Source organism: Helicobacter equorum, from assembly GCF_900198655.1.
Lineage (GTDB): Bacteria > Campylobacterota > Campylobacteria > Campylobacterales > Helicobacteraceae > Helicobacter_F > Helicobacter_F equorum.
Genome location: NZ_FZPO01000036.1, coordinates 1 through 15,046, shown reverse-complemented (window position 1 = coordinate 15,046; position 15,046 = coordinate 1). Strand labels below are relative to the sequence as shown.

15 protein-coding genes and 3 tRNA genes are annotated in these 15,046 nt (G+C 37.8%); 10 read left to right on the top strand and 8 right to left on the bottom strand.

Annotation, left to right across the window (positions count from 1 at the left end; all coding sequences use genetic code 11):
* Positions 1 to 51 precede the first annotated feature (51 nt).
* Positions 52 to 2,241, top strand: a complete 2,190-nt coding sequence (locus C6H22_RS06135) for a TonB-dependent receptor (RefSeq protein WP_158654645.1) — start codon at positions 52 to 54, stop codon at positions 2,239 to 2,241.
* An 82-nt stretch (positions 2,242 to 2,323) separates the two neighbouring features.
* On the opposite strand, the gene C6H22_RS06130 is transcribed toward C6H22_RS06135, so the two are convergent.
* Positions 2,324 to 3,574, bottom strand: coding sequence for a glucose-6-phosphate isomerase (locus C6H22_RS06130; RefSeq protein WP_104694447.1), 1,251 nt, complete (start codon positions 3,572 to 3,574; stop codon positions 2,324 to 2,326).
* Between the two features lie 26 nt (positions 3,575 to 3,600).
* The gene (gene gap / locus C6H22_RS06125) at positions 3,601 to 4,587 is read right to left on the bottom strand and encodes a type I glyceraldehyde-3-phosphate dehydrogenase (RefSeq protein ID WP_104694446.1); all 987 of its coding nucleotides are present in this window, start codon (positions 4,585 to 4,587) and stop codon (positions 3,601 to 3,603) included.
* 121 nt (positions 4,588 to 4,708) lie between these two features.
* Between gap and C6H22_RS06120 the strand changes: the two genes are divergently transcribed.
* The 3 genes from C6H22_RS06120 to C6H22_RS08650 all read left to right on the top strand — a co-directional run bounded on the left by C6H22_RS06120 (position 4,709) and on the right by C6H22_RS08650 (position 6,557).
* Positions 4,709 to 4,785, top strand: a tRNA-Arg gene (locus C6H22_RS06120).
* A gap of 27 nt (positions 4,786 to 4,812) precedes the next feature.
* The gene (locus C6H22_RS06115) at positions 4,813 to 5,475 is read left to right on the top strand and encodes a non-canonical purine NTP pyrophosphatase (RefSeq protein WP_104694445.1); all 663 of its coding nucleotides are present in this window, start codon (positions 4,813 to 4,815) and stop codon (positions 5,473 to 5,475) included.
* 275 nt (positions 5,476 to 5,750) lie between these two features.
* Positions 5,751 to 6,557, top strand: a complete 807-nt coding sequence (locus tag C6H22_RS08650; protein ID WP_233707071.1) for an outer membrane beta-barrel protein — start codon at positions 5,751 to 5,753, stop codon at positions 6,555 to 6,557.
* A 36-nt stretch (positions 6,558 to 6,593) separates the two neighbouring features.
* Here the strand turns inward: C6H22_RS08650 and C6H22_RS06105 are convergent, their stop codons facing one another.
* Genes C6H22_RS06105 through C6H22_RS09110 form a run of 5 tightly spaced genes read right to left on the bottom strand, consistent with a single transcriptional unit; the run spans position 6,594 to position 10,652 of the window.
* Complete coding sequence (locus tag C6H22_RS06105) at positions 6,594 to 7,169, bottom strand: hypothetical protein (protein ID WP_104694444.1); 576 nt, start codon at positions 7,167 to 7,169, stop codon at positions 6,594 to 6,596.
* 11 nt (positions 7,170 to 7,180) lie between these two features.
* Complete coding sequence (locus C6H22_RS06100; protein WP_104694443.1) at positions 7,181 to 7,975, bottom strand: 4-(cytidine 5'-diphospho)-2-C-methyl-D-erythritol kinase; 795 nt, start codon at positions 7,973 to 7,975, stop codon at positions 7,181 to 7,183.
* 1 nt (position 7,976) lies between these two features.
* Positions 7,977 to 8,210 carry a carbon storage regulator gene (locus C6H22_RS06095; RefSeq protein ID WP_104694442.1) on the bottom strand — a complete coding sequence of 78 codons (234 nt, stop codon included), beginning with the start codon at positions 8,208 to 8,210 and terminating at the stop codon, positions 7,977 to 7,979.
* Positions 8,194 to 9,069 carry a tRNA pseudouridine(55) synthase TruB gene (gene truB / locus C6H22_RS06090; protein WP_104694441.1) on the bottom strand — a complete coding sequence of 292 codons (876 nt, stop codon included), beginning with the start codon at positions 9,067 to 9,069 and terminating at the stop codon, positions 8,194 to 8,196. Before truB ends, C6H22_RS06095 begins: the two co-directional genes overlap by 17 nt.
* A 14-nt stretch (positions 9,070 to 9,083) precedes the next feature.
* A complete protein-coding gene (locus C6H22_RS09110; protein WP_104694440.1) occupies positions 9,084 to 10,652 on the bottom strand; it encodes a methyl-accepting chemotaxis protein in 1,569 nt (522 codons plus the stop codon).
* A gap of 118 nt (positions 10,653 to 10,770) precedes the next feature.
* Between C6H22_RS09110 and C6H22_RS06080 the strand changes: the two genes are divergently transcribed.
* Positions 10,771 to 11,157 carry a hypothetical protein gene (locus tag C6H22_RS06080; RefSeq protein WP_104694439.1) on the top strand — a complete coding sequence of 129 codons (387 nt, stop codon included), beginning with the start codon at positions 10,771 to 10,773 and terminating at the stop codon, positions 11,155 to 11,157.
* Between the two features lie 5 nt (positions 11,158 to 11,162).
* Here C6H22_RS06080 and C6H22_RS06075 read toward each other — a convergent pair whose 3' ends face one another.
* Complete coding sequence (locus C6H22_RS06075; protein WP_104694438.1) at positions 11,163 to 11,618, bottom strand: hypothetical protein; 456 nt, start codon at positions 11,616 to 11,618, stop codon at positions 11,163 to 11,165.
* Between C6H22_RS06075 and C6H22_RS06070 the strand changes: the two genes are divergently transcribed.
* The 5 genes from C6H22_RS06070 to C6H22_RS06050 all read left to right on the top strand — a co-directional run bounded on the left by C6H22_RS06070 (position 11,601) and on the right by C6H22_RS06050 (position 14,538).
* Positions 11,601 to 11,816 (top strand): hypothetical protein, encoded by a 216-nt coding sequence (locus C6H22_RS06070; RefSeq protein WP_104694437.1) that lies wholly within the window; start codon positions 11,601 to 11,603, stop codon positions 11,814 to 11,816. The genes C6H22_RS06075 and C6H22_RS06070 overlap by 18 nt on opposite strands.
* Before the next feature lie 5 nt (positions 11,817 to 11,821).
* A complete protein-coding gene (nadB, locus tag C6H22_RS06065) occupies positions 11,822 to 13,267 on the top strand; it encodes an L-aspartate oxidase (RefSeq protein ID WP_104694436.1) in 1,446 nt (481 codons plus the stop codon).
* Between the two features lie 72 nt (positions 13,268 to 13,339).
* A tRNA-Gln gene (locus tag C6H22_RS06060) sits at positions 13,340 to 13,414 on the top strand.
* A gap of 32 nt (positions 13,415 to 13,446) precedes the next feature.
* A tRNA-Met gene (locus C6H22_RS06055) sits at positions 13,447 to 13,523 on the top strand.
* Between the two features lie 406 nt (positions 13,524 to 13,929).
* Positions 13,930 to 14,538 carry a class I SAM-dependent methyltransferase gene (locus C6H22_RS06050; protein ID WP_233707070.1) on the top strand — a complete coding sequence of 203 codons (609 nt, stop codon included), beginning with the start codon at positions 13,930 to 13,932 and terminating at the stop codon, positions 14,536 to 14,538.
* The last annotated feature ends 508 nt before the right edge of the window (positions 14,539 to 15,046 follow it).

Sequence of the window (15,046 nt, the reverse complement as noted above, 5' to 3'; positions counted from 1 at the left end):
GTTATGAGGTATTATAACCAAAAAAATCACAATATTTTTAGGAGCTTTAGAATGATGAAGAGATTCACTAAGGTTTATACAATGCAATTTGTGTTGTTATGTCTTGGGAGTTGTATGGTTGTGTATGCCAAGGATAAACAACGTCTATCAGATTCTATCATTACCTCTTCTATTTTAGAAACTGATGTGTCGCATATACACGGAAATGTAAGCGTTATAGATACCACAGAAGTGCGTAAATCTCCTAATATCAAGCTTACTGATACGATCAAAAAATTTCCTGGTGTGAGAATTCAAAATGATGTGGGGTTTAATCCTCGTCCAAAGATCGTCATTCGCGGGATTAATAATGGCACATTGGTTATGCTTGATGGCGTTATTTTAAGCGATTTGGAAGGTGAGAGCAGAATCTTAAATCAAATCTCGCTGTATGATGTCGAGCGCATAGAGGTGGCTAGAGGCAGTTTTTCTAGTCTCTATGGCACAGGCGCTATAGGGGGAGTTGTAAATTTTATCACTGCAATGCCAAAGGAATTTGAATCTAATCTGTTAGTTGGCTACGGCAATGAGTTGGTGCGTGATAGTGCAGATACAAATCTAATAAAGCTTTATGCCTCTGTGGGTGATGTGTTCTTGCAAGGTGGGCTTAGAATAAAGCTTAGCGGTGGTTATACACAAAGCGGTGGTTATACTAGTTTTCCTACAATCGCACCAAGCACTAACCTTAATCAACTTAGTGGTTATTATATAGACAAGGCGGGGAATCACATCATAGGCACAGGTGGCAAACGCGCATACCAAACTTATGATGTGCGTCTTAAGGCAGAATATGATATAGGTGATGTTGGTATGCTTTCGGCAATGGCGAGTGTATCCAACCATACTTATGATTTTGGACATTTTACAAGTTATTTGTATGACAACGCTACAGGGCGATCTACACATCTTGTCGGTGGCAAGGATTATTTTGTGGGTTCTGGATTAGGTGGCATAGGGGATTATACGCATATTTTGGGAAATCTTACCTATACGCATACTTTTGGGGCAGATTCATTGCTAAAAATTTCTCTCTCTAGCCTCAATCTCTTAAGTACTTGGCAAGATGCAAATCGCGATGGTGGCGATCGTTTTGGTGGTGCAGGCACTACGCAGGATATAGATTCAAGTAGCAATTATCTTGATATAGTATGGAATACTCGTTTTTTAAACATACATTCTTTAAGCACTGCCCTAGCATTTCGTTATTATACTTACACACAAAGACAACGCAATATGACAAATTGGCGCGATTCTGCTACACGTCTTGATAGCTTTCGTGGCTTTGGTCAAAGGGCATTTGTGGGTTCTGGTTATGTGCGATTAGATTCGCAATGGTGGGAAAATTTTTCTACCGATATCGGTGTGCGTTATGATTATTGGCATAATTATAGAGGATATTTTTTTAACAATCAGGCATCAGAGCAAAACCGCGATACGATAGAATCTACACTTTCATCTATAAGCCCAAAATTTGGTATTTCTTGGTCTATTTTACCTACTTGGCGTATAAGTTCTAGTATTGGCACAGGCTTTAGAGTCCCTACATTGCGCGATATGTATCAATTTACTCACGCAAGCAATGTATGGGCGATAAATCCTAATCTCAAGCAAGAGCGCGCGTTAAGCTTTGAGATTGGGACAGAATATCGCACACAAAGGTTTTCTACAAGCGTGTATTATTTTCACACAGAATTACAAGATATGATTTATCGTGCAGGTAGCGGTGTGCAAAATAATCCTTGGCAATATACCAATGCAGGACTTGGTCGTATCCATGGTGTGGAGTTAGAGGGAGAGATCGCACTTAGTTCATATGTATATGTAGGGGCAAATTATACTTTTACCAATGCTAGAATCTTGCAAAATAGTGCTATGCCATACACAGAGGGCAAACAACTTGCGGGTGTGCCTAGACATATGAGTAATATTACTCTAAAATATCTTCCAAAGAGTGGCTTTTATGGCGTGATGTGGGCGTATTATGCTCCTGCATTTTTTAGTAATGATACAAATTCTACGCCACTTACAAATACATATGGATATTATGAAAGTCAATTTAGTCTTAATACAAAAATAGGGTATGTATGGCGCAATGGCGTGGATCTTTCTTTGAGTGGATATAATCTTACAAATAATCGCTATTATGACTTTTATCGTGTGGCTGGAGCAAGTGCGTATATGCAACTAACATACAAGCTATAGACATAATAACAGATCTTATGTATGCGATATATGAGTATGTCACGCAATTACAATTATATTTTTATATTACTAAGTTACACGCCTAAAACATCTCTCTTAGGCGTGTTTTACCAAATTCTACACCCGGTTGATCGTAGGTATTAATTTCTAAGGCACAACCCGCACATGAGGTCAAAAGTTCATAATACATCACAAGTGCTCCGGCATTATATTCACAAATTGTGTCTATCACAATACAATCTGTAGGAATTCCTTGTGCCTGTAGGGTTTGCATCGTGGCAAGACATTGCTTATCTAGTAATGTCGCAAAACTTACACCATTAGCGAAGTCCGTAGATTCTAAAAATGTGAGTGTAGTGTGAGGAATGCGAGGTTTTGGGTAATGTGTGGGTTTAAGCGAAATGAATGTAACACTTTTGTCTTTACAGCCTTGCACGATGAGTTGCAAAAATGAATGTTGATCGATACTTCCCACAAGCCCAATAGGTGTTAATCCTACCGCTTTGTCGTGAATATTAAGCTTACCTAGGCTTTCTGCCCATAATTGCACATACCACGCGTTAAATTCCTTGAGTATGCTTGAATAAGAAAAAAGCACATTGATAGGATATTGCTCACGATTTTGCACTAGATAAAGTGCTTTTTGCAAGATATGATCTTCTTTGCGATCAAAAAATCTCATAGCAAGTTCTTTGGCACCTTGGAGAAGTTTTTTTACATCATATCCTAGCAGCATAAGAGGCAAGATTCCTACGCTACTTAACACAGAAAATCTCCCACCGACATTTTTGTCAATCCCAATGGAGGCGATTTTGTGTTTATGACACCATTTTTGCAGTGGTGAATCTTCATCGGTGATTGCCACGATATGTGATGTATGTTTCTTGGATAAGAGATTGTAAGTTTCTAGCACATACTTAAAAATAGAGGAAGTTTCAATGGTGCTACCACTTTTGGAAATAACGATAAAAAGTGTATTTTTCACTTTTATTTTTTTAAGAGCCGCTTCCACTGCGATACAATCCGTGCATTCCAAGAATCCAAGCTTAATGGCATTGCGTTGTGGCAAAGGACTAAGCATAGTATCTAGCGCTTTTAATCCTAGCGAACTACCACCCACGCCAATAATTACAATATTTTTAAGCTTTGCGATGAGATCTTTGTGCTGCTTGAGATATTTTTGTGAATCCTGCAAGGCTTTTTGACTAAAGGGCAATGCGTAATATCCGCTTGTTTGTTGTGCACGCTCTTTGGTAATAGATTCAAAAATTTGTGTCAAACGCTCTGTATCGTCTTTTGTTGTGTAGGTAAAAGAATGTGTGAATTCTAGCATAGGCTTCCCTCCTCCTTTTTGTTGGTTTAATGTGTGAGGGCATATACACTCATATCTACAAGGCGAGTCGAGTAACCCATTTCGTTGTCATACCAAGCCAAGATTTTAGCACTATTACCAATGACTAATGTCTTATCTGGCACAAAGATTGCGCTATATGGCGATCCAATAAAATCACTCGAGACGCACTTTTGCTCATCTACATAGATAATATCTTTCATACTTGTATGCTGGACTTCTCTAAACAGATCATTGATAGCTTCTTTGTCTACTGGTTTGTTTAGATTCACACTAAGATCTACAAGGCTTACATCTGGGGTTGGCACACGCACCGCAAAGCCATTAAACTTCCCTACAAGATCTGGAATCACAAGTCCCACAGCTTTGGCAGCACCCGAACTTGTGGGGATAATGTTTAGTGCTGCAGCACGCGCACGACGCAAATCTTTGTGTTTGACATCAAGCACATTTTGATCATTTGTATAGCTATGTATTGTAGTCATTAATGCACTTTGTATGCCATATGCATCGTGCAACACTTTTGCGATAGGTGCGAGGCAGTTTGTTGTGCAAGAAGCATTTGAAATGACACTTTCACCTCTGTATTGTAGATGATTGACACCATACACAAATGTTGGTGCCTCATCAGCTGGTGCAGAAATAATAACTTTTTTGACATTATCTTTAATATGAGCACTTGAGGCTTGGAGAGAGTTAAATTTACCTGTGCATTCGATTACGCCTTGTGCGCCATATCGGCTAAAATCAAGGTTAGCAGGATCTCTATCTGAAAGAATTGCAACTTTGTTGTTTCCTATTTGAATGGTGCGTTCATCGATTTTTTGCACATTATAGCCTCTATGCACAGAGTCATAGCGCAATAAATGCACGAGAGTATCAATAGGTGCGGTGGTATTGAGTGCAACTAATTCTATATCTTCTCTTGTTCCGATGATACGAGCGGTGCATAATCCAATTCGCCCTGTTCCATTGATAGCAACTTTAACTGACATACTATTCCTTTTGAGGTAAGATAAATGATAGTTTGCATTATAAAGAAAAAAATATAAAAACTCCCTATTTTATTGATTTCCAAAAAAAATATAAGTAAAATCCAGGCTTTTATTTTTACTAGTCCTTGTAGCTCAGCTGGATAGAGCGTTCGATTCCTAATCGAGAGGTCATGCGTTCAAATCGCATCAAGGACACCACTACGATATATTCTCCTAAGGATTTGTATGCAGCTTGTTCTTGCCACTTCTAATCCCCATAAAAAAACAGAAATTACAGCTATTTTTGCAACAACACTTCCTGATATGATGATTATTAATGTGGGGGATATTATGCCTCCATTTGAGATAGAAGAAAATGGCACAAGCTTTGAACAAAATGCCACTATGAAAGCAAAGGCAGTATATCAAGCTCTCACAACACTACCTATGCAAACACAATATCTTGTATTGAGTGAAGATAGCGGATTATGTGTTGATGTTCTTGGTGGTGCACCTGGAATCTATAGTGCGCGTTTTAGCTCTAGGGATTTTGGTGATAATAGTTGGCAAGACATAAAACCCAACAATTTCTCTCTTGATGAAATGAATCTTATGCGCGTTATTTATGAGTTGCAATCTCGTGGGATAGAAGAATCTAGTGCGCGTTTTGTCGCTAATGTCTGTCTTTTTGGGTATATAGATGGGCAATGTATCTCTCAAAATTTCCAAGGATTATGTGAGGGCAAGGTAATTATCACGCCAAAAGGTAATAAGGGTTTTGGCTATGATCCTATCTTTGTTCCAGAGCATTACACACAAACCCTCGCACAAATAGAATCTAAAAACGATATTTCTCATCGCAAAAAAGCCCTTATGCAATGTATGGAGTATCTCCAAAGGATACTATGATTATAGATTCTGCACTCACACACAAAGCACATAATTTATGAATCCATAATACAAAGTTCTATCCCTTTAAAAATTAAAAGATGGATATACCAAGAGAGTGATCAATATTTTTCTGTGATGTGAATTGTGCAAAATATAAGTAAATGTAGTTGTGAGTAGGAATCTCATATCAAGATATATGCAAATTGTAAAATAAGATAAAGCAAATACAATAAAAGTAATTTTAAGTATGGAATGAATAGAATAAAAATAAAACCAAAAGACAAGGAGGAGACATGGAAACAAGAAAATTAGCATTAAGTTTAGCCTTTATGGCAATGTTTAGTAGCATAACATATGCAGAGACTACTGATGAGGAAATCGCAAGATTAAAAAAAGAAAATGAGCTTTTAGAGTTGCAACAAAAAAATGTAAATCTAATAGACAAAAGTGGATTCTTAGGATTCTGTAAAGGTGAATATGCAAATACAGGATGCTTCATTGGTGTAGAAGTAGGCTATGCGCCAGGCGTAAAGAATTATATTTTCTCAAATAATACATCCGAAAGTGGATCTGGCACGCAAAGCACCTATGCCATACCTATCAATCTTATATTAGGATGGCAAGTATATAGTGCAAAAAATTGGGGTTGGAATTTTAAAGCATTCTTTGGATATGCAGGATATGGCAGTGATATAACCGTCAAGAATAGCACCTATACACTAACAGCAAAATTCAATTCTTCAGCCTTGCATTATGGCATAGAAGCCTCTTATCTCTATGATTTTATTGTAAGCCAACATCACACATTTGGTATGAATGTCGGCATAGGCTATGAGCTCGGGACATTTATAGGACAGAGTCTTGCTGCAGCGACTGAAGAGGGCTCTATTAATCTAGATTCCTATACCAAAACAAGCTTTATTTCAAGTATTGGTGTGCATTACTTCCTAAATGCCCATCATCAGTTTTGGCTCACTTACAAATACAAAAGTGGCTATAATGTAGGTGATGGTGGAAGTATGAATATAGATGGAAGACCACTCAAATACTCATCAACACCAAATAATGTCCTAACATTTGCTTACGCATATAAATTCTAATCCTTATCCCCCTTAAAATTGGGGGATCCAATCCTCTTACCATTCCTCGCCTATGCCTAATACAATACATTTATCAAAGCGTGGTAGCACACACAAAAGATATATCAAATGATCCACACCAAACTCTTGTAAATCAGTAAAATACCGACCATCTACGCTAAAATACCGAACTTTTTCATCAGAAGGTTGAAACTTTCCTCCTATACCTACGCCTCCAAATTCACTATATTTGAGAAATGCACTAATATACACACGACTCATCACAACTGCACCTTGAAATTTGGATTTTTGGGATTGGGAGAGGGAGTCATAGGTTTTGTGATCTATGAGGATTCTGCCACGAAAGTGTGCATATTGACCCTTGGCAGAATTGAGATTGAGGGCTTCATAGAATTTTTCTAGCGATGAGATATATTTGTCCAAAAAATATACACCATCTTTTGGGTTTGCATATGGTGAGCGAAAATTACGCCCTCTTTCATCACCTTCTGCGTATTCATACTCTTGTAAGGTTTTAGGCGGAGTGATGTTAAGGCTTGATTGCTCTTGTGGATATGCTGGTATTTTTAGTGTGCAAAAAGCTATCACACACGCATATCGCCACCAATTCATTGTATCTTGCATTAGAGTTTGGGTCTAAAAAAGCTACTACCACTTCCGCTAAAAAACCAACCACTACCAAGATCTTTGTGTAGAGATTTTAATGCTGGAGTCACAGAGCACGCGCTCATATAGAGATCATTAAGGTCTTGTAATGTATGGGATTGTAGGATTTGTGTGCTTTTTGTGTTAAGCCATTGAGTTGGCAAAGGACTAAAGTTAGTAGTGTGTGTAGCGTAGGCCTTATACACTGCTGGTGTGGAGCATAGAATCTTTGGTGTGAATATTTCAAATTCGGGGAGAGTTTCTTCAAAGGCTATGACTTCTTCGCCTATGCCACCGACATTGGCACTCTCATAGCGGTGTAAAAAAAATGCCACATCAGCCCCACATCGTTGCGCAATATACACATAATCTTGCGTATCTAAAGATATATGATAGAGATTGCATACACTATGCACAAAACTTGCAGCATTTGCACTTCCACCGCCCAAACCCGCGCCTTCAGGTATACGTTTTTGCACACAGACCTTAAGAGATTCTATAAAAGCCACTAAGCGAGAATCTCTGTATTTGTTTTGCGCAAGTTCTTTAATGGCACATTTTGCTTTGTAGATTGTATTAGATTCTATTTTGCACCCAAATTCTCCCTCTAGCACAAAGCCTGTGGAGCTAGATTCTATACTTATGGTATCAAAAAGTGCACCTTTTGCTAGGACAAAACGTGATGAGAGGAGATGGAATCCATCGCTTCGCCTACCGATGATTTTGAGAAAAATATTGAGTTTTGGGTAACTCTTGAGGATAAGGGGTTGCATATTATTTCTTTTTGATAGTGCCTACCTTTGGTAAAGTGAGATCGTTTGAAGCGTGGATAGATGCTTGTTGGTTTTGCATAGCAATAGCATCTTTGAGTTCAGAACGCAAGATAAGCATATTTGTTGGAGCTTTGAAACCTAGTCGCACACTGCCTTTGTCAATGGAGATGATTTTTATTTCTATGTCATCGCCTATCATTACGCCATCATCTTGTTTTCTAGAGAGTATCAGCATATGGAATCCTATTATAAAGGTATCGTACCTCTTTGTTAGCTAAAACTTCAATTATAGAAAAAAAATCCTCAAAATAAGTTTTATATACACCACTTTTTGTGTTTTGCAAAGAGAATTTTGCGCCATTGGCAATAAGATGTTTGTATGGCGATAAGTCAAGATTTTCGTAGAGCAGGGTATTTTGGGAATCTATGATGAAACAAGGACAGCGTATTGTATGAAATGTGAGATAAAAAAGAGATGTTGTGGGAGAGTGCAAACTTATAGAGCCTTCAGAGATTCTATGCAAGGCACTAAGCGCACCATTTACACCAAGCTTATGTGCTATCATCTCGCCTATAGATCGCACATAAGCACCCTTTGAGATATATACTTCAAAGCTTAAAAATGGGTGATTATATGCACATAGCGTGATGTCATAAACTTGCATTGTGCTTGTTTGTAACGCAAATTCTATACCCTCACGCGCAAGCTTGTAGGCACGAGTTCCATTAATATGTTTTGCACTAAAGCGTGGAGGCGTGTAGGATACCTCGCCTTTTAGTGAATCTAGCACCTCTATAATCTGTGTGATCTCAAAAGGAGCTATCTCACACACAGAATCTATACCATCTCTATCAAGACTTGGTGCGTGGGCACCAAGCCATAATGTCGCCCTATATCGTTTAGGATTTAACTCCAAAAATGGTAAAAGGCGCGTATGGTGTCCAAAACCTATAACCAAAAGCCCACTTGCAAATGGATCAAGTGTGCCACTATAACCTGCTTTTTTCTCGCCTATGTGAGTTTTTAGGTGAGTTAAAAAGTGATTGGAGCTAATGTTTGTTGGTTTGTATGCAGCAAGTAAAAGATTTTTCATACCTAGAATCTAAACTACATTTGTTTGAGGTATTGTGCACTTTGTATGATAAGGCTGTGTATATGTTGGTAAGATTGTATCATATGTCGGATTTGTGATGAGAGATTGAGTGTAGTAGTATTTTGTGTGCTTACATTTTGTGTGATGACTTGAAGTGCATCTTGAATGTTTTTAAGATTTTGCTTAGAATCCTCGCTTTTTTGGATAAGTGTTTCAAATGTGTGTGTGCTTTCTTGTGCATTGTGGCAAATCTCATCGATACTACCAGCCAAGAGATTGATATTAACTTCAATATCTTTGAGGCTTTTTTGGGTAGATTCTGCTAGTTTTCGCACTTCATCAGCCACTACGGCGAACCCTCTTCCGTGCTCACCAGCTCTTGCTGCTTCAATGGCGGCATTTAACGCTAAAAGATTCGTTCTATTTGCGATATCATCGATAAATTGCAAGATGTCTTTGATTTGCACAACACTTCCATTAAGATCTGTGAGTTTTACACCAAGGGCATTTTGGACTTCAATACTCTCACTTAATTTTTCAAAGAGAGTAGAAAAGCTTTCACTAGCGTTTTGAAATTGCTCTTGTTCTTTGGCGATTTGTTCTTGGGATTGTGTGGTTTGCTCCATAGAATCTGTGATCATTTGGAGAATATCTCCACTAGATTCTAGACTTTTGGAGGCATTTTGCTCTAACGAAGTCATTTGGCTTTTTAGCGTGTTTAGCGTTTGGCTAGGGAGTTTGGATTTAGTACCATTTTGAGAAGATTGTGTGTGGTGTGTATGCAGGGTTTGTATACTCTTTTTGAGTGGTTCAAAAATCCCTATATCTTGTGTGTCTAGTGTGTTGTTTTGTGTAATGGTGGGTTTAGACATATCATCAATGAGAGTAGAAAATCCTTGCCAATCGTACTTTAAGTGCGTAAATGAAGTAAAAATTTTTATAAGAGACACAAAAAGTATAATACACACAACTAAAACTATGGTAGCAAGGGTGATAAAGAGAGTTTGTGTGCTAGTAAATATACTTTTTATAAAAGAAGAATCCGCAGGGCTTGTAAGATTCCAATCTTTTATGATGTCCATAATAGTTTTATTTGCTTTTTGAAACAAAAAATGGGAGATTTGTTGCAAAATTTCTTGAATCTGTGTGGCAAATTCTGTGTTGGATTCTATCTCTAATGCTTTACCAAGGCGTTGATAGTATGGTTGTAAGTCCTGTGTATTTTTGACAAAACTCTCATTCCAGCTCTTTAGCATAGCAACAATAAGAGCTCTATTTTGTGAATCTTGAGGGGTTGTAAGTAGATTGCTAAGGCGTACATATACTTGCCCTATAAAGTCAAATTGTTCTAATAAATCTTGACTGGCTAGTAGTGGATCACTAAGGCTTTGTGTGTGTTCTTGAGAGATTGTGGCGCGATAGGCATTGGTAGCAAAAAATATACAAAGCCCCAAAAGTGCAACAAAGCACACACTCACAAGAATGAGATTGCCTCTTAGTGAGTAGGGCAGTGTAAAGTTGGTGCTATATTTGGGTGATGATAGAGAATCTTGTGAAGTGTGTGCTATCGTATTATGATTCATATTAAGCCTTTTGTGAGATTCTTTAGAGAAAATCCAGCAAATTATGTGCCATTATTATAAGTACTCATTATGTAGAATACACTATAATACCACATCAATTTTTGAGATAAGGTGTGTTATGAAGTATCTGTGGATTTTGGGGTTTGTGCTAGGAAGTGTGTGTTTGGGAGCTAGTGAGATTACCAAAAAAATGCAAGATATGGAATACAGCATAAATATTATACAAAAAGGCTTTTTGTATAATGATAGAGGACAAATTGCTACAGGACTCAAACGCTTTAAACAAACCTATGGCGAATTCAAAAAATATAATATTTATGATTATCTCAATGGTTCTCAAAATATGGAGGAAAATATCGTGTTGAACACGCTTAAACGAGATGAAGAGAATATTCAAGCCCTTCAAGATGCGTTGCAAAATAATCAGATTCTCAAAGCTGCAGAGATTCACGCAGAGATCTTGCACTCTTGCACAGTATGCCATACTATCACAAGAGGTTGGTAACTTTATCACTCTTGGGTAGATTGGTTGCACAAAATTGCAAGGCGAAGTTTTTCAAAAAGTGCGTGAATTTCTGGGTTGGTGGAATGATTGATAAATATGCCTTTTGAATGTTCGCTAAAATAGCGTTTAATCTCTGTTGTGGGGATTGGTTTTGGGGCTAAGATGTGGCGTGGGACATATGCTTTTGCTTCGCTAAGTTTGCTTAGAGTTGGAAATTTTTGCGGATATTGCCTTAAAGTCTGTATTATCTGCTCGCGTGTATAATTAAACTCTTGGCAAAACGCTGGGTGCTTGGCAGCAAAAAAAAGTGTTTGGTTTTTGACAAAAATAAAGAGAATCTGCTCTTGCAAATATGGCGTAAGATACGCAGCCTTAAAGAGATTAATCTCATCTTTTATGAGAAGTTTTGCAAATTCTGGCTGTGCTTTAAGAAGGGAGATAATATGCTTAGAATCTTTCATAGCGTAATGATAGCATATTTTTTAATGATGGTATGTGGTATGGTTATAGGTTGTGGCTATAAGTCTAAACCCTATTATGAGCGAGATGAGGATACAAATAAGACGCAAAATGTCAATACAGATTCACAAGAGATGTTTCAATCCCAAAGTGTGCATAGCATACACCCTACAAGCCTTAGTGAAGATAGTGGAGATTAGGATTTATGGAAAGATTACATTATGATGTCGTGATTGTTGGGGCTGGAGTAGCTGGATTATATTGTGCGCGTCATTTGCCAAAAAATTTGCGTGTACTTTTGCTATGCAAAAATCAGTCGTGGGAGTGCAATACCTTTTATGCGCAAGGGGGAATCACCATTGCGCGAGATAAGGCAGATATACCACTCCATGTCAAAGACACAATCCTTGCAGGATCGCAACTCAATGATGTAAGAAGTGTAGAGAGACTAAGCACAGAAAGTCTAGGAATCTTGCAGGAATTATTGAGTGATGGATTTGGGTTTGATAGAGATGAAAATGGAGCGCTAAGCTATACCAAAGAAGGCGGCCATTCTATTGCGCGTATCGTGCATTCTGGAGGTGATGGCACGGGACGCAATCTGCATACATTTTTGATGTATTCTTTGGGGCATACGCTTTGGAAAAGTGCTCGTGTTATTGATTTGCTACTAGAAGATGATAGGTGCTATGGTGTCAGTGTGCAAACCAAAAAGGGATTGGTGCATATTTATAGTGATCATGTTGTGCTAGCAAGTGGTGGTATTGGAGGGCTTTTTAAATACCATACAAACGCGCATACAATCGGTGGTGATGTGCATGGAATTATTCTTGAGCATGGGTTAAAATTGGCACATATGGAGATGTTACAATTTCACCCTAGTGTGTATGTACAAACCAAAACCGCGCGTAAATATCTCATTAGTGAAGCAGTGCGAGGGGAGGGTGGCAAAGTCATAGATTCTAAAGGAAAGCAGTTTTTATTTGAATATGACCCTAGAGGAGAATTAGCCCCTAGAGATATTGTGGCAAGGGCAATTGTTGATTATTGTCAAAAGCATAATCAAGAGGCATTTTTGGATTTGAGAGCATTTAGTAAGCAATCTTTTGCCAAGCGCTTTCCTAATATTTATCGTGAGCTCAGTGCATGCAAACTTGATATACCAAACGATCTCGTGCCTATTTCTCCAGCGTTTCATTATTGTATGGGTGGAATCTTGTGCGATGATACAACAAGAGTGCGGGGCATGACAAACCTCTATGCCATAGGGGAATGTGCATATAATGGCGTGCATGGGGCTAATCGTCTTGCATCAAACTCGCTTTTGGAGGGTCTTGTATTTGGAAAAATTGCGGCACGCGAGATTCTTAATACTATGTATGCAAATCCAAAGCGGTATTTTCCTTTTGATGAAAGTGTATTGGAAAAAGAGGGAGATACACATTTGCGGGATGTATTACGTAAAATTATGTGGGAAAAGGTGGGAATTGTGCGCTCAAAAGACAAACTCAATGTTGCGCTTGGTGGGATTGAAGCGTTATTAGAATCTAACATAGGGCGCATGTTAAAGTTACGCCTACTCGTGGCACAAAATATCGTGCAATCAGCTTTAACACGAGAAAAAAGCTTAGGTGCGCATTATATCGTGTAATTTTTACATATACCTTGACTTTTTAGAAGTAAATCACTATAATACGCACTTTCAGTTTCTAAATCTCGATGGTGGGGTATCGCCAAGCGGTAAGGCACCTGGTTTTGGTCCAGGCATTCAGAGGTTCGAATCCTTTTACCCCAGCCATATTCTTTTTCTTTCAAACATTTTTCTTATGTCGCGGGGTAGAGCAGTCCGGTAGCTCGTTGGGCTCATAACCCAAAGGTCGGGGGTTCAAATCCCTCCTCCGCAACCAATCAAACAATCAAAACTTTATTATTGTATCTTCTTTGGGTGAGTGTTATTAAGATTTTAAATTCTTTGATCGCAAGTGCCGTAATCGTTTATCATAGTCTAAGGTTGCAGTAGGTGTTGTTTACATTCCAGATAGAAGACCAAGACCTCATATACTCAGAAAAGTCATCATTTATTGTTGTAATTCTGTTGTAATTTTTGATTGTTTTTTGTCCCTTACAATCAATCCATTTTGCTAGATTCAGCCAATCAGTCAAAATATGTATTTTTTATACTATTTATATTTTATTGCATAATATATTTATGAAAACTATAATTTTCAATCTTTTTTATCACCAACCCCTATATCATAAATTCAAGATTTATGATATATAATAAAGAAATATATGAATATTAAGGAGTTAGCCATGCAATGTATTTTGTGTCACCACAATACCACAATCATTCAAGATCGTGTTCGAAGAGATGATCTTGTCGCGTTATACCAAAAAAATTTTGGTATAGATATATCAAACATCGTTTCTAGTGATCTGCTCTATATGCACTGCCAAGAATGTGATCTTAGATTTTTTGTTTGTGAAAATGGAATCATTCCCACTGGCAACGATACATTTTATAATGCTCTCAATCTTTTACCTTGGTATTATTTTGATGAAAAACACGAATATCATTACGCTAAGGATTTTATCGCTCCAGATTCTAAAGTTTTGGAAGTAGGTTGCGGTAAGGCTGCGTTTGCGGAGTTTCTTCCACACAAGGAAAATTATATTGGTTTGGAATTTAGCACACAGGCTAAAGAAATGGCAGCTAAACGCGGAATTATAATCCAAAATACTCCTATCGAAGAATATTGCAAAGAACATTGTGGTAAATTTGATGTGAGTTGTAGTTTTCAGGTATTGGAGCATGTTAGTAATCCACATACATTTCTACAATCACAAATTACATGTTTACAATCAATTAGGGGGGGGGGATACATTAAACAACACTCCAAAACTCATTATTGCTGTGCCTAGTGAAGATTCGTTTTTACACGATTGTGTCAATGGTATATTGAATATGCCCCCACACCATATTTCTAGATTCAGCGACAAAACCCTTCATTATATTGCAAAGCTTTTTGATTTGCACCTTATAAAACTTTATCATGAACCTATACAACCAGAACACAGAGAATTCTACAAAAGTATAATGTGGGCAAAAAAATTTTTGCCCACCCCTCTTATTGACAAGGGCATCTTACGGAAATTTATTAATAAATTTGGAATCTTGGGAAAGCGTTGGATACAAATTCCACCTAACACTTACGGACACACGGTTATAGCAGTTTATGAGAAAAATACATCGTGTAAAAGTGAGAAAAACATATAAGCAATAAGGCTAAAAGCCTATTGCTTGTTGAAATTAGAGGCTGAAGTCTTCGATTTTATCGAAGTTTAGGTATGTATAAACATTATTTTCTTTGCCTTTAAGTTTGGTAGGAACAAGGTCTAAATACTCCTTGACATTTGGCAATCTTCCTAA

What these genes read in the sequence shown, in the direction of transcription:
- C6H22_RS06135 (WP_158654645.1), top strand. Translation starts at nt 52, where the DNA reads ATGATGAAGAGATTCACTAAGGTTTATACAATGCAATTTGTGTTGTTA.
- C6H22_RS06130 (WP_104694447.1), bottom strand. Translation starts at nt 3,574, where the DNA reads ATGCTAGAATTCACACATTCTTTTACCTACACAACAAAAGACGATACA.
- gap (WP_104694446.1), bottom strand. Translation starts at nt 4,587, where the DNA reads ATGTCAGTTAAAGTTGCTATCAATGGAACAGGGCGAATTGGATTATGC.
- C6H22_RS06115 (WP_104694445.1), top strand. Translation starts at nt 4,813, where the DNA reads ATGCAGCTTGTTCTTGCCACTTCTAATCCCCATAAAAAAACAGAAATT.
- C6H22_RS08650 (WP_233707071.1), top strand. Translation starts at nt 5,751, where the DNA reads ATGGAAACAAGAAAATTAGCATTAAGTTTAGCCTTTATGGCAATGTTT.
- C6H22_RS06105 (WP_104694444.1), bottom strand. Translation starts at nt 7,169, where the DNA reads ATGAATTGGTGGCGATATGCGTGTGTGATAGCTTTTTGCACACTAAAA.
- C6H22_RS06100 (WP_104694443.1), bottom strand. Translation starts at nt 7,975, where the DNA reads ATGCAACCCCTTATCCTCAAGAGTTACCCAAAACTCAATATTTTTCTC.
- C6H22_RS06095 (WP_104694442.1), bottom strand. Translation starts at nt 8,210, where the DNA reads ATGCTGATACTCTCTAGAAAACAAGATGATGGCGTAATGATAGGCGAT.
- truB (WP_104694441.1), bottom strand. Translation starts at nt 9,069, where the DNA reads ATGAAAAATCTTTTACTTGCTGCATACAAACCAACAAACATTAGCTCC.
- C6H22_RS09110 (WP_104694440.1), bottom strand. Translation starts at nt 10,652, where the DNA reads ATGAATCATAATACGATAGCACACACTTCACAAGATTCTCTATCATCA.
- C6H22_RS06080 (WP_104694439.1), top strand. Translation starts at nt 10,771, where the DNA reads ATGAAGTATCTGTGGATTTTGGGGTTTGTGCTAGGAAGTGTGTGTTTG.
- C6H22_RS06070 (WP_104694437.1), top strand. Translation starts at nt 11,601, where the DNA reads ATGCTTAGAATCTTTCATAGCGTAATGATAGCATATTTTTTAATGATG.
- C6H22_RS06075 (WP_104694438.1), bottom strand. Translation starts at nt 11,618, where the DNA reads ATGAAAGATTCTAAGCATATTATCTCCCTTCTTAAAGCACAGCCAGAA.
- nadB (WP_104694436.1), top strand. Translation starts at nt 11,822, where the DNA reads ATGGAAAGATTACATTATGATGTCGTGATTGTTGGGGCTGGAGTAGCT.
- C6H22_RS06050 (WP_233707070.1), top strand. Translation starts at nt 13,930, where the DNA reads ATGCAATGTATTTTGTGTCACCACAATACCACAATCATTCAAGATCGT.